The following is a 12,810-nucleotide window of genomic DNA, read 5'->3' on the forward strand; positions in this document are numbered from 1 at the left end:
GGGTGTGTGCTGGCGAAAGGGGCTGGTCGTGATGGCAGGGACCAGGTCGTGGCGGCTGACGCCGCCCCCGTGGCGGGGCACGCCGCGGGCCCGGACGGCGCGGTTCGTCGCCGTGTCCGCCCTGGCCGGATGCGTCGTGGCGGCCGGTGCCGTGGGCGCCGCCGGACCCTGGGACGGCGGCCAGCGCAGGGCCGAACGCGAGCGGGCCGCCGCGGGTCCGGCGGCGGGCCGCGACGGCGCCGGGCGGCCCGTGCGCCCGGCCGCGCCGCCCGTGCTCGCCGCCCTCGGCGGGCGGGCCACGGCCCCGCTGCCCGGCCGGGACGGCCTCGCGGGCGCGCTGGACGGCCTGCTCAAGGACTCCGCGCTCGGCGCGCAGACGTCGGCGGCCGTGGTCGACGTCGCCACCGGGCAGCAGCTGTACGGGGCCGACCAGGACACGGCGTACACCCCCGCCTCCACGATCAAGACGGCCACGGCCGCGGCGGCGCTCGCCGCGCTGGGCCCGGATCACCGGATCGAGACCACCGCCGTCGCCGACGGCGACACGGTCGTGCTCGTCGGCGGGGGAGACCCGACGCTCACCGCCCGCCCCGCGGGGGAGGGGACGCCGCCCGCCGCGAGCCTGAAGGAGCTCGCCGACGCGACCGCCCGCGGCCTCAAGGCGCGCGGCAAGGGCCGGGTGAAGGTCGCCTACGACACGTCCCGCTACTCCGGGCCCGCCCTCCACGCCATAGGGCCCAACGAGAACATCGCGCCCGTCAGCGCCCTGATGGTGGACGAGGGCCGGCTGGACGACTCCGACCACGGCCCCGCCGACCGCACCACCGACCCGGCGGGCGACGCCGCGCGGAAGTTCGCGGGGATGCTGCGCGACGCCGGCGTGGACGTCGACGGCGATCCGGCCGCGGGACGGGCGGGCGGGACGGCGGAACGCCTCGCCTCCGTCTCCTCGCCACCGCTGTCCGCACTCGTCGAACGCACGCTCACCAACAGCGACAACGACATCGCCGAGGCGCTCGCCCGGCAGACGGCGCTCGCGTCCGGGCAGCCGGCCGACTTCGAGGGCGCCGCCCGGGCGGTCATTGCACGCCTGGAGAAGCTCGGCCTGCCGCTGCCCGGGGCCCGCATCGCCGACGGCAGCGGGCTCGACCGCGCGGACCACGTCTCGGCGGCCTTCCTGGCCGGGCTCCTCGCCCGCGCGGCGGATCCGGAACGGCCGGAGCTGCGGCCCGTCCTGACGGGCCTGCCCGTGGCGGGCTTCAGCGGGACGCTCAGCGGGCGGTACGGGCCGGAGGCGGCGGGGCGCGGCCTCGTCCGCGCCAAGACGGGCACGCTGACCGGGGTGAACACACTCTCCGGAACGGTCGTGGACGCCGACGGCCGCCTCCTGTCCTTCGCCTTCATGACCATGGACGCCCCCTCGGGCCCCACCGCCCAGGAAGCGCTGGACCGCCTGGCGACGACGGTCGCGGGCTGCGGCTGCCGCTGAGCGCTTTGCTGTGGTCCGGGGCCGGCCGGCTGCGGACCGCCCGTGGCCGCTCGCGCAGTTCCCCGCGCCTTTTACGGGGCACGAGGCCGTAGTGAGGGAAGTCCGCCAGGTCCGGCAGAACCGGCAACTGCGTGCGGTGACGGGTCCCGCCGGCGGGGCGGTGCACGTACGGTGAAGCCATGACGAGCATCGGTGGTGCGGAGATGGTCGACTGGAAGCTCGCGGTCGCGACCGCGACCCGGTTCGTACGGCCCGGGCCGGAGGTGAGCCGGGAGGAGGCGCGGGCGGTCGTCGCGGAGCTGCGGCAGCACGCGGTGACGTCCGAGGCGCACGTCAGGGCGTTCACCCGGATGGCGCCCGGCAAGGACGAGGGCAAGGGCGAGGGCACCGCGAGCGAGACGCCGGTTCTCGTCGTGGACAGGGCGGGCTGGATCAAGGCGAACGTGGCCGGGTTCCGCGCGATCCTCGGCCCGCTGCTGGAGAAGATGCAGGACCGCCGCGCGAACGTCCCCGGCGGGACGGTGCTCGGCGCGGTCGGCGGCAAGGTGACCGGCGTGGAGCTGGGGATGCTGCTGTCGTTCCTCGCCTCGCGCGTCCTCGGCCAGTACGAGACGTTCGCCCCGCCGAGCAGGGACCTGCCGGGCCCGCCGGCGGGCGGCGGCCGCCTGCTGCTGGTGGCGCCGAACATCGTCCACGTCGAGCGCGAGCTCGACGTGGACCCGCACGACTTCCGCCTGTGGGTGTGCCTGCACGAGGAGACGCACCGGACGCAGTTCACGGCCGTCCCCTGGCTGCGCGACCACGTCGAGGGCGAGATCCAGGCCTTCCTGGGGGAGACGGAGATCGACCCCGCCACCCTGCTGGAGCGGATCCGGGAGGCGGCCCAGTCGCTGGCGGGCGGCCGCCCGCCGGAGGAGGACGGCGACGAGGGCGGCCGCAGCTTCGTCGATCTGGTGCAGACGCCCGCGCAGCGGGAGATCCTCGGCCGGCTGACGGCGGTGATGTCGCTGCTGGAGGGCCACGCGGACTATGTGATGGACGGCGTGGGCCCCCAGGTCGTGCCGTCCGTGGCGGAGATCCGGGAGAAGTTCCAGCAGCGGCGGGCGAAGGGCGCGGGCCGGCTGGACGCGGCGCTGCGGAAGCTGCTGGGGCTGGATGCGAAGCTGCGCCAGTACCGTGATGGTGAGCGCTTCGTGCGGGCCGTGGTCGACGAGGTCGGCATGGACGGTTTCAACAGGGTGTGGACGTCTCCGAACACACTGCCCACCAAGGCGGAGATCGCCAAACCGGCGGACTGGGTCGCGAGGGTGCACCGCCGTTCGGAGCCATGAACCGGAAGCTCCACCTCCGGGTAGAACGCCTCCTTAATCACCCGTCCGAGGGACCGTGAGCCAGGGGTGGGCGTGCGATGCTCGGGTAATGGCTCGCTTCTGTCACCATCGACGCACACAGCGTGACTGAGGCTTCGTAGCTCGCGCAGCTCCGAACGATCTCCATATGGAACGATTGGACACACGGACATGGGTCCACATCCCGCGGTCGCCGCGATACGCCTGGCGGTCCGCCGCGTACTTCACGACGTCCTCACCCCCACCACACCCTCCTCCGTCCCCCCGGCTCCCCCGGGCCGGCAGCCGCTCGTCCTCGTCGCCTGTTCGGGCGGCGCCGACTCGATGGCGCTCGCCTCCGCCCTGGCCTTCGAGGCGCCCAGGCTCGGCATCCGGGCCGGCGGAGTCACCGTCGACCACGGCCTCCAGCACGGCTCCGACCTCCGCGCGGCGGAGGTGGCCAACCGCCTCGCCGCCTTCGACCTCGACCCCGTCGAGGCGCTGACCGTCACGGTCGGCAGGGACGGCGGCCCCGAAGCCGCCGCCCGTGACGCGCGCTACGCCGCCCTCGACGCCGCCGCCGAGCGGCACGGAGCCGCGGCCGTCCTCCTCGGCCACACCCGGGACGACCAGGCGGAGACGGTGCTCCTCGGCCTCGCCCGCGGCTCCGGCACCCGCTCCCTCGCCGGCATGGCCGTGACCTCCGGCATCGGCGGCCGCTACCGCCGGCCCTTCCTCGGTCTCGACCGCCAGACCGCCCGCAAGGCCTGCATGGTCCAGTCCCTCCCCGTCTGGGACGACCCGCACAACGCCGACCCGGCCTACACCCGCTCCCGGGTCCGCCACGAAGCCCTCCCCGTCCTGGAGAAGGCCCTCGGCAAGGGCGTGATCGAGGCCCTCGCCCGCACCGCCCAGCTCTCCCGCGACGACGCCGACGCCCTGGACGACTGGGCCGCCGCCGTGGAGCCCTCCGTCCGGGACGACAGCGGTGCCCTGGAGACCGCCAAGCTCTACGCCCTGCCGCCCGCGGTCCGCCGCCGGGTGCTGCGCCGGGCGGCCATCTCGGCGGGCGCACCGGCCGGTTCGCTCTTCGCCCGGCACATCGAGGAAGTCGACCGGCTGATCACCGGATGGCGCGGCCAGGGAGCCATCAATCTGCCCGGGCGGGTCGCGGTCCGCAGGCAGGGTGGCAGACTGGTCCTCCGGCAGGGCTGATTCGAACGGGCACGAACGTCACGAACGGGCCTCAGCTCGCCGCGGAAATGCCGGACGATCCGTAGACAAGCGAGAGTGGCGCGGGTGGACGACAAGGACATGGGCACCGACCTCAAGTCGGTGCTCATCACCAAGGAAGAGATCGACGCGAAGCTGGCGGAGCTGGCGGCGAAGATCGACGCGGAGTACGCGGGCAAGGACCTGCTGATCGTCGGTGTCCTCAAGGGTGCCGTGATGGTGATGGCCGACCTGGCGCGCGCCCTCTCCAACCCCGTCACGATGGACTGGATGGCCGTCTCCTCGTACGGCGCGGGCACCCAGTCCTCCGGCGTGGTCCGCATCCTCAAGGACCTCGACACCGACATCAAGGGCAAGCACGTCCTGATCGTCGAGGACATCATCGACTCCGGCCTGACGCTGTCCTGGCTGCTGTCGAACCTGGGCTCGCGCGAGCCCGAGTCGCTCAACGTCGTCACCCTCCTGCGCAAGCCGGAGGCGGCCAAGGTCGCGATCGACGTCAAGTGGGTCGGCTTCGACATCCCCAACGAGTTCGTCGTCGGCTACGGTCTCGACTTCGCCGAGAAGTACCGCAACCTGCCCTTCGTGGGCACGCTCGCGCCGCACGTCTACGGCGGCTGAGCTCCCGGCCCCCGGAACGGAGACCCCGTCCGGCACGCGGGAACCGAATGACGGTTCCCGCCGTTGGAGCAGGGTAAGGCGGGTTGGTTGACCGTCTGCAGCGGCGTCGGGAGACAATGCTGGGGTACCGTCCGAAGGTCAGTCTTTTTCAGGCTTTCAAGTCAAGCTTTCAAGGTCGAGCAGGACACCGTACGCACAGGCACCCCGTCCAGGGGCTGGCCGTGCCTCACTGTGGCAGGAGGGACGGGGCGCTTGCGCCCCGTATGGATGGACGTGAAGCGCTACTTCCGTGGGCCGGTCATGTGGATCGTGCTGGCCGTCCTCGCCGTGGTCGTGTTGATGCAGGTCGTCGGCTCCGGCGGCGGCTACAAGTCGGTGGACACCAGCCAGGTCGTCAATGCGATCAACAAGGACCTGGTGAAATCGGCCGAGCTGACGACCGGCGACGAGAACAAGATCAAGGTCGAGCTCAAGGACGGCCAGAAGGTCAAGGGCTCCAGCAAGATCCAGGCGAACTACATCGGCGAGCAGGGCGTTGACATCGCCAAGTCCCTGCAGGCCAACGCCGAGAAGAACATGATCCCGGAGGGGTACAACGTCTCGACGTCCAAGCAGAACCCGTTCATCGGCGTTCTGCTGTCGTTGCTGCCGTTCGTCCTCATCGTCGTGGTCTTCCTGTTCCTGATGAACCAGATGCAGGGCGGCGGCTCCCGGGTCATGAACTTCGGGAAGTCCAAGGCCAAGCTGATCACCAAGGACACCCCCAAGACGACGTTCTCCGACGTCGCCGGCGCCGACGAGGCGGTCGAGGAGCTCCACGAGATCAAGGAGTTCCTGCAGGAGCCGGCGAAGTTCCAGGCCGTCGGCGCCAAGATCCCCAAGGGTGTGCTGCTCTACGGCCCGCCCGGTACGGGCAAGACGCTGCTCGCGCGCGCCGTCGCCGGCGAGGCGGGCGTGCCGTTCTACTCGATCTCCGGCTCCGACTTCGTCGAGATGTTCGTGGGTGTCGGCGCCTCGCGCGTCCGTGACCTCTTCGAGCAGGCCAAGGCCAACGCCCCGGCCATCGTCTTCGTCGACGAGATCGACGCGGTCGGCCGCCACCGCGGCGCCGGCCTCGGCGGCGGTCACGACGAGCGCGAGCAGACCCTGAACCAGCTCCTCGTCGAGATGGACGGCTTCGACGTGAAGGGCGGCGTCATCCTGATCGCCGCCACGAACCGGCCCGACATCCTCGACCCGGCGCTGCTGCGCCCCGGCCGTTTCGACCGGCAGATCGCCGTCGACCGCCCGGACATGCAGGGCCGTCTGGAGATCCTCAAGGTCCACCAGAAGGGCAAGCCGGTCGCTCCGGACGTCGACCTGTCGGCCGTCGCCCGCCGCACCCCCGGCTTCACCGGTGCCGATCTCTCCAACGTGCTGAACGAGGCCGCCCTGCTGACGGCCCGCAGCGACCGGAAGCTGATCGACAACCACATGCTGGACGAGGCGATCGACCGTGTCGTGGCCGGCCCGCAGAAGCGGACCCGGATCATGAGCGACAAGGAGAAGAAGATCACCGCGTACCACGAGGGCGGTCACGCCCTGGTCGCGGCGGCTTCTCCGAACTCCGACCCGGTGCACAAGATCACGATCCTGTCCCGCGGCCGCGCCCTCGGCTACACCATGGTCCTGCCCGACGAGGACAAGTACTCCACCACCCGCAACGAAATGCTCGACCAGCTGGCGTACATGCTGGGCGGGCGCGCGGCGGAGGAGCTCGTCTTCCACGACCCGACCACCGGTGCCGCCAACGACATCGAGAAGGCCACGGCCACGGCCCGCGCCATGGTCACGCAGTACGGCATGACCGAGCGTCTCGGCGCGATCAAGTTCGGCTCCGACAACTCCGAGCCGTTCCTGGGCCGCGAGATGTCGCACCAGCGCGACTACTCCGAAGAGGTCGCCGCCCTGGTCGACGAGGAGGTCAAGAAGCTCATCGAGACCGCGCACAACGAAGCGTGGGAGATCCTCGTCGAGAACCGCGACATCCTCGACAACCTGGTTCTGGCCCTCCTGGAGAAGGAGACGCTGAACAAGGAGGAGATCGCCGAGATCTTCAAGCACGTGGTCCGGCGCCCCGCCCGCCCGGCGTGGACCGGCTCCTCGCGCCGCACCCCCTCCACCCGCCCGCCGGTGCTCTCCCCCAAGGAGCTCGCGCCGAGCAACGGCGGCCAGGCTGTCGAGCAGGCCGACCTGCCGGACGACACCCGGCCGGAGAGCTGATCGGGGCCCTTCGCCCCTGAGGCCCGCGGGCCCCGCACCACAGGGCCCGGAATGGATGCCGCGTCACCCAGGTTTTAGCCTGGGGGACGCGGCATCCGGTTTATCCGGGCAGTGCCGGTTGGTACACACGTACGAGAGAACGAGGCACTCCATGACCGACCCGGTGACCCTGGACGCCGACCGGGGCGTCGGCGCATTCGATGAGAAGCGCGCCGAGAACGCGGTGCGGGAGCTGCTGCTCGCCGTGGGCGAGGACCCGGACCGGGAGGGCCTGAGGGAGACGCCGGCACGGGTGGCGCGTGCGTACAAGGAGATATTCGCCGGTCTCTGGCAGGAGCCGGAGGACGTGCTGACCACGACGTTCGACCTCGGCCACGACGAGATGGTGCTCGTCCGCGACATCGAGGTCTACAGCACGTGTGAGCACCACCTGGTGCCCTTCCACGGCGTGGCCCACGTCGGCTACATCCCGTCGACCAGCGGGAAGATCACCGGCCTGTCGAAGCTGGCCCGCCTGGTGGACGTCTTCGCCCGCCGGCCGCAGGTCCAGGAGCGGCTGACCACGCAGATCGCGGACTCGCTGATGGAGATCCTGGAGCCGCGGGGCGTGGTCGTCGTCATCGAGTGCGAGCACATGTGCATGTCGATGCGGGGGATCCGCAAGCCCGGCGCGAAGACGCTGACCTCGGCGGTCCGCGGCCAGCTGCGGGATCCCGCGACGCGGGCGGAAGCGATGAGCCTGATCATGGCTCGCTAGCCGGATCGCCTCGCCCGGCCCGCACCGCTGCATGAACCGGCCCGCACCGCCGCATAAAAATGCCCGCCGCAGTGGCGATCAGCCACGGCGGCGGGGTGTTGTCCGGGGATCCGCTACGCGGACAGGCGGCTGCCCATCCACTTCAGCGTCGGGTTCAGCTCACGACGCCACGTGTTGAAGTTGTGACCACCCGTGTCCAGGATGATCGACGAGACGCGGGCGGGAGCCTTGACGCTCTGGATGAACTTCAGCGTGTCCTTGTAGTTGTGCTCGCCCTGCTTGCTGGTGGTCACCAGCAGCGAGACGGGCGGCATGTCCTTGTTCTTCAGCCGCCACAGCAGGTCGTTCTCGTTCTCCAGCTGCTTGCTGCCGCCGAAGAGCGAACCGGTCGTCGGGTCCTGCGGGGCCTTGTAGTAGCCCGAGAGCGCGGCCGCGGCGCCGTACGCGTCCGGGTGGCGCATGGCGATCTTCAGCGCGCAGTAGCCGCCGGTGGAGTCGCCGATCATGCCCCAGTTCGCGGCCTTGTCGCCGACGCGGTAGTGCTGGGCGACGGCGGCGCGCAGGTCCTTGGTGAAGAAGGTCTCGGCCTGCGGACCGTTCGGTATGTCCATGCACTCGGTGTCGCGCTGGCCGACGATGGAGGGCCGCATCATCACCAGGATGGTGGGCTGCATCTTCTTGCTCTTGCTCAGCTTGTGCGCGCGGACCGGGTAGTCGAGCCCTTTGATGAGCGCCTCGGCGGTGCCCGGGTAGCCGGTCAGGACGACGGAGGCGGGAAACTTGCGGTTCGCGTACTCCGGCTGGAAGTACTCGGGCGGCAGGTAGACGTAGGCCGGCCCGTTGATCTTCGACGCGACGCCGGCGACCTGGATCTTCTCGATCTTCCCGCCGACGCGCGGAACGTTGCCGCGCGGCACCTTGACGGCCTGGGTGCTCACGACCTGCACCCGCTTGCCGCTGGCGCTGTGGTCGACGACCACGCCCTCCTCCTTGACCTGACCGAAGAGGTCGGCCCAGGAGCCGTAGAAGCCGAAGGACTGGTTGGCCCAGAGACCGATCGCTGCGAACAGGGTGAGCTGCGTGGCCAGCATCATGCCCACCCTGCCGAGTATGGAGCCCACGCTCCGTTTGCCCAGGCGGGGCCAGAGCCAAATGGTCAACGCGAAGAGCACTACCGCAGCCGCGATGGCAAGCAGCAGTACTGCCATGCTGGTGAGACCCATGAGGTGCTTTCTGCCGAGGCGACCCGGCGCCGAGTCGCGGAATGGTTACGTCTTTCCGGGCTCGGCCCCCCGCGGAACCTCAACCCCGAAACCGTCGTCCTACAGGGCGCACATTGTCCGGGCGCTGCCGCCGAAGGCGCAGGTCCACTCGACAGGACGACGGGAAGAGATGTCTGTCAGGGTAGATGGCAAAAAGTCCGATGGGGTTCCCGAGGGGACCAAGCGACTGTCGAGGCTTGCGCGTATCGTCAGAGGGCCCAAGCCCGAGAGCGTGCCTGCCGTCGTGGGAACGGTCGCCGCTCTCATCGGCCTGGTGGACATCCTTGCCGGTGTCGTTCCGCGGTTCCGCTGGAGCAAGGTCCACAGCCTCGCCGAGGTCCTGCCCGGCTCGGTGACGCAGCTCGCCGCCGCCGGTTCGATCATCGTCGGCGTCCTGCTGCTGATGCTGGCCCACGGCCTCAAGCGGGCCAAGCAGCGCGCCTGGCTCGCCGCCGTGGTGCTGCTGCCCATCGGCGCCGCCGCACAGCTGCTCTACCGGCACTCCTACATCGGCGCGATCCTCTCGCTGCTGCTCTTCATCTACCTCGTGTGGCACAAGAGCTCCTTCTACGCGCTGCCGGACCCGCGCAGCCGCTGGAAGGTCGCGGCCAACTTCGTGCTCATGGGCGCGTTCAGCTTCGGCCTCGGCTGGGTGATCGTCGGCTCGCACCCGGACCAGATGATCGGCGACCCGCCGGTCATCGAGCAGATCGAGCACGTGATCTGGGGCCTCTTCGGCTTCGAGGGCTCGATCCGCTACACCGAGCACGTCGACTACACCGTCGGCTACTCCCTGGGCGCCCTCGGCCTGCTGACCGTCGCCACCACGGCCTACCTGGCCTTCATGCCCGCCTACCCGGCCGCCGTCCTCACCGAGGAGGACGAGGACAAGCTGCGCGAGCTGCTCGCCAAGCACGGCGCCCGCGACTCGCTGGGCCACTTCGCGCTGCGCCGCGACAAGAGCGTCGTCTTCTCGCCCTCCGGCAAGGCGGCCGTCTCCTACCGCGTCGTCTCCGGCGTCATGCTCGCCAGCGGTGACCCGATCGGCGACGTCGAGGCCTGGCCCGGCGCGATCGAGCAGTTCATGGCGCTGGCCAAGCGCCACTCCTGGACCCCCGCCGTCGCCGGCTGCAGCGAGACCGGTGGCGAGGTGTGGACCCGCGAGACCGGGCTCGACGCCCTGGAGATGGGTGACGAGGCCATCGTGGAGGTGGCGGACTTCTCCCTGACCGGCCGCTCCATGCGCAACGTCCGCCAGATGGTCAAGCGCATCGAGCGCAACGGCTACAGCACCAAGGTGCGCCGCGTCGGCGACCTGACCCCGGAGGAGCTGGAGGCCGTCCAGAAGGCCGCCAACGCCTGGCGGGACACCGAGGACGAGCGCGGCTTCTCCATGGCCCTGGGCCGGATCGGCGACCCGAAGGACCTGGACGCCATCATCGCCACCGCCCACAAGGACCCGGAGGAGGGCGAGGACTGCCCGTTCGGCGACCTGCGCGCCATGCAGCACTACGTGCCGTGGGGCCCGGACGGCAGCTCGCTGGAGCTCATGCGCCGCGACCGCAGCGCGGACCCGGGCATGAACGAGCTCCTGATCGTCGCCTTCCTGCAGGCCGCGCCCGAGCTCAAGATCAAGCGCCTGTCGCTGAACTTCGCGTTCTTCCGCTCCGCCCTGGAGCGCGGCGGCAAGCTGGGCGCCGGCCCGGTCGTGCGCATCCAGCGCTCGGTGCTGGTCTTCCTCTCGCGCTGGTTCCAGATCGAGTCGCTGTACAAGTTCAACGAGAAGTTCCGGCCGCGCTGGGAGCCCCGCTTCGTGGTCTTCCCGAACAGCCGCGACCTGCCCCGGATCGGCTTCGCGATGATGCAGGCGGAGGGCTTCCTGGAGCTGCCGCGCCTGCTGCGCCGCCGCCCGGCCCCGCCGAAGGACGTCCTGGACGACGCCGACGACAAGGTCTCGGCCACGGAGGTCACGCGCGCGGCCTGAGCGCGAGGTGAGCGCTGACCGAGCGCGAACCGAGCGCGCCGTGGCGACACCGCGGGACGTATGTGCGGCAGTGCCCCCGACCGGCTTCCGGTCGGGGGCACTCCTCTTTGCGGCACGCCCTAGGCTGGTCCCATGAGTACCTTGCGCGGTCGTCAGGGGCCCGTCGGTCTGCCGGAGTGGAACCGCTGTGCGGTGATGGGCGTCGTGAACGTCACGCCGGACTCGTTCTCCGACGGCGGGCGCTGGTTCGACTCCGAACTCGCGGTCAAGCGCGGGCTGGACCTGATCGCGGGCGGTGCCGACCTGGTCGACGTCGGCGGCGAGTCCACCCGCCCCGGCGCCTCGCGGGTGGACGAGGGCGAGGAACTGCGCCGGGTGGTCCCGGTGGTCCGCGAGCTGGTCGCCGAGGGCGCCGTCGTGTCGGTGGACACGATGCGGGCCTCGGTCGCCGAGGCGGCCGTGGAGGCCGGGGCGGCGCTGGTCAACGACGTGAGCGGCGGCCTGGCGGACCCGGCGATGGTGCCCGTCGTGGCCACGGCCCGGGTGCCCTTCGTGGTGATGCACTGGCGCGGCTTCAGCGCCGACATGAACAGCCGGGCGGTCTACGGGGACGTGGTGGGCGAGGTGCTCGCCGAGCTGCGGCAGCGGCTGGACGCCGTGATCGAGGGCGGCATCGACCCGGAGCGGCTCGTCATCGACCCCGGCCTGGGCTTCGCCAAGGACGCCGGGCACGACCTGGCCCTCGTCGCCGGCATGGCGCGGCTGCGCCGGGAGCTGGAGCTGCCGATGCTGGTGGCCGCCTCCCGCAAGCGCTTCCTCGGCCGGGTGCTCGCCGGCCCCGGTTGCGAGCCGCCGCCGGCCCGGGAGCGGGACGCCGCGACGGCCGCCGTCTCGGCGCTCGCGGCGCGCGAGGGGGCGTGGGCGGTCCGGGTGCACGAGGTGCGGGCCAGCGCGGATGCGGTGCGCGTGGTGCGGGCGGTGCAGGAGGCCGCCGAAGCCGAGGAGCTTGCGGCGGTCGCGGAGGCGGCAGAGGCCACGGAGGCCGCGGAGGCGGCACGGGCGGCGGGCGCGTCAGGCGCCGAGGGGGGCATGTGAGCACCGCCCGTACGGACAGCGAGCGGGTCGAGCTGGCGAACACCGCGCTGTACGAGGCGGTGGAGCGCGGCGACACGGCCGCGATGGGCCGGCTGTGGCTGGACGATCCCGACGCCGAGGTGTCGTGCGTCCATCCGGGGTGGCCGGTGCTGCGCGGGCGGAGCGAGGTGCTCCGCTCGTATGCGCTGATCATGGCGAGTACGGACTACATCCAGTTCTTCCTGACCGACGTCGAGGTGTCGGTCGCCGGTGACACCGCCCTCGTCACCTGCACGGAGAACATCCTCAGCGGCGGCCCGGCCGAGGAGGAGGGCGAGCTGGGGCCCCTGGTGGGCCAGCTGGTCGTGGCGACGAACGCCTTCCGGCGCGTCGGCGAGGAGTGGAAGGTGTGGTCGCACCACGGCTCGCCGGTGCTCGCCGGGCGCGACGACGAGGAGGACGAGGGGGAGGGGACGAACGGGGCGGACGGGATGACGGGGGCGTGACGTATCTCGCGTCGCTCGCGGGGCGCCGCGGGTCCCGGGCGGCGGCGGAGCGTCAGCGCAGTGGACCGTTCGCCACTCGTTCGGGCTGCTGGGCGGGCGGGTAGGGGTGGGGGACGGGCCGCCGGGTATGCGCGGCGCGAGCCGCACCCGGCCGGGCGTGGCATCCGTCCGAATGTCCCTGAAACATCCGGAAGCATCCGTAAATATGTGCAGGAACCTCTGGCCTTTCTGTGCGAGCGCTGTCGGTGCTCGCAGGTAGATTCGACGTGGGGACCGGCATCCGGAGTGCCCCGT

General features: G+C 71.3%; 10 protein-coding genes. 9 read left to right on the forward strand and 1 reads right to left on the reverse strand.

Translation table 11 applies throughout. The features are described from left to right. Positions 1-31 precede the first annotated feature (31 nt). The 6 genes from dacB to folE all read left to right on the forward strand — a co-directional run bounded on the left by dacB (position 32) and on the right by folE (position 7,690). Positions 32-1,489, forward strand: a complete 1,458-nt coding sequence (gene dacB / locus ACFZCD_RS08130; protein WP_391828938.1) for a D-alanyl-D-alanine carboxypeptidase/D-alanyl-D-alanine-endopeptidase — start codon at positions 32-34, stop codon at positions 1,487-1,489. Positions 1,490-1,668: 179 nt separating this feature from the next. Then, entirely contained in the window at positions 1,669-2,820 is a 1,152-nt protein-coding gene (locus ACFZCD_RS08135) for a zinc-dependent metalloprotease (protein ID WP_391828939.1), read from the forward strand. Positions 2,821-3,009: 189 nt separating this feature from the next. Beyond that, positions 3,010-4,032, forward strand: a complete 1,023-nt coding sequence (tilS, locus tag ACFZCD_RS08140) for a tRNA lysidine(34) synthetase TilS (protein WP_391828940.1) — start codon at positions 3,010-3,012, stop codon at positions 4,030-4,032. Positions 4,033-4,131: 99 nt separating this feature from the next. Beyond that, complete coding sequence (hpt, locus tag ACFZCD_RS08145; RefSeq protein WP_391829025.1) at positions 4,132-4,671, forward strand: hypoxanthine phosphoribosyltransferase; 540 nt, start codon at positions 4,132-4,134, stop codon at positions 4,669-4,671. Positions 4,672-4,938: 267 nt separating this feature from the next. Then, entirely contained in the window at positions 4,939-6,933 is a 1,995-nt protein-coding gene (gene ftsH / locus ACFZCD_RS08150) for an ATP-dependent zinc metalloprotease FtsH (protein WP_391829026.1), read from the forward strand. A gap of 151 nt (positions 6,934-7,084) precedes the next feature. Further along, positions 7,085-7,690, forward strand: coding sequence for a GTP cyclohydrolase I FolE (folE, locus tag ACFZCD_RS08155; protein ID WP_391828941.1), 606 nt, complete (start codon positions 7,085-7,087; stop codon positions 7,688-7,690). A gap of 113 nt (positions 7,691-7,803) precedes the next feature. Here folE and ACFZCD_RS08160 read toward each other — a convergent pair whose 3' ends face one another. Beyond that, the gene (locus ACFZCD_RS08160) at positions 7,804-8,913 is read right to left on the reverse strand and encodes an alpha/beta hydrolase (RefSeq protein WP_391828942.1); all 1,110 of its coding nucleotides are present in this window, start codon (positions 8,911-8,913) and stop codon (positions 7,804-7,806) included. Positions 8,914-9,082: 169 nt separating this feature from the next. Here ACFZCD_RS08160 and ACFZCD_RS08165 point away from each other — a divergent pair, with 169 nt between their 5' ends. The 3 genes from ACFZCD_RS08165 to ACFZCD_RS08175 all read left to right on the forward strand — a co-directional run bounded on the left by ACFZCD_RS08165 (position 9,083) and on the right by ACFZCD_RS08175 (position 12,516). Further along, on the forward strand, positions 9,083-10,936 hold the full coding sequence (locus ACFZCD_RS08165; protein ID WP_391828943.1) for a phosphatidylglycerol lysyltransferase domain-containing protein: 1,854 nt from the start codon (positions 9,083-9,085) through the stop codon (positions 10,934-10,936). A 132-nt stretch (positions 10,937-11,068) separates the two neighbouring features. Continuing rightward, positions 11,069-12,031 carry a dihydropteroate synthase gene (folP, locus tag ACFZCD_RS08170; RefSeq protein WP_391828944.1) on the forward strand — a complete coding sequence of 321 codons (963 nt, stop codon included), beginning with the start codon at positions 11,069-11,071 and terminating at the stop codon, positions 12,029-12,031. After that, positions 12,028-12,516, forward strand: coding sequence for a nuclear transport factor 2 family protein (locus ACFZCD_RS08175; protein WP_391828945.1), 489 nt, complete (start codon positions 12,028-12,030; stop codon positions 12,514-12,516). The genes folP and ACFZCD_RS08175 overlap by 4 nt, the downstream gene beginning before the upstream one ends. The last annotated feature ends 294 nt before the right edge of the window (positions 12,517-12,810 follow it).

Source organism: Streptomyces sp. NPDC008001 (assembly GCF_042958085.1).
In the GTDB taxonomy this organism is placed as follows: domain Bacteria; phylum Actinomycetota; class Actinomycetes; order Streptomycetales; family Streptomycetaceae; genus Streptomyces.

Coding starts and splice junctions, on each gene's coding strand:
- ACFZCD_RS08160 (WP_391828942.1), bottom strand. CDS start 8,913: ATGGGTCTCACCAGCATGGCAGTACTGCTGCTTGCCATCGCGGCTGCG.
- tilS (WP_391828940.1), top strand. CDS start 3,010: ATGGGTCCACATCCCGCGGTCGCCGCGATACGCCTGGCGGTCCGCCGC.
- ACFZCD_RS08135 (WP_391828939.1), top strand. CDS start 1,669: ATGACGAGCATCGGTGGTGCGGAGATGGTCGACTGGAAGCTCGCGGTC.
- ftsH (WP_391829026.1), top strand. CDS start 4,939: ATGGACGTGAAGCGCTACTTCCGTGGGCCGGTCATGTGGATCGTGCTG.
- dacB (WP_391828938.1), top strand. CDS start 32: ATGGCAGGGACCAGGTCGTGGCGGCTGACGCCGCCCCCGTGGCGGGGC.
- hpt (WP_391829025.1), top strand. CDS start 4,132: ATGGGCACCGACCTCAAGTCGGTGCTCATCACCAAGGAAGAGATCGAC.
- ACFZCD_RS08165 (WP_391828943.1), top strand. CDS start 9,083: ATGTCTGTCAGGGTAGATGGCAAAAAGTCCGATGGGGTTCCCGAGGGG.
- folP (WP_391828944.1), top strand. CDS start 11,069: ATGAGTACCTTGCGCGGTCGTCAGGGGCCCGTCGGTCTGCCGGAGTGG.
- folE (WP_391828941.1), top strand. CDS start 7,085: ATGACCGACCCGGTGACCCTGGACGCCGACCGGGGCGTCGGCGCATTC.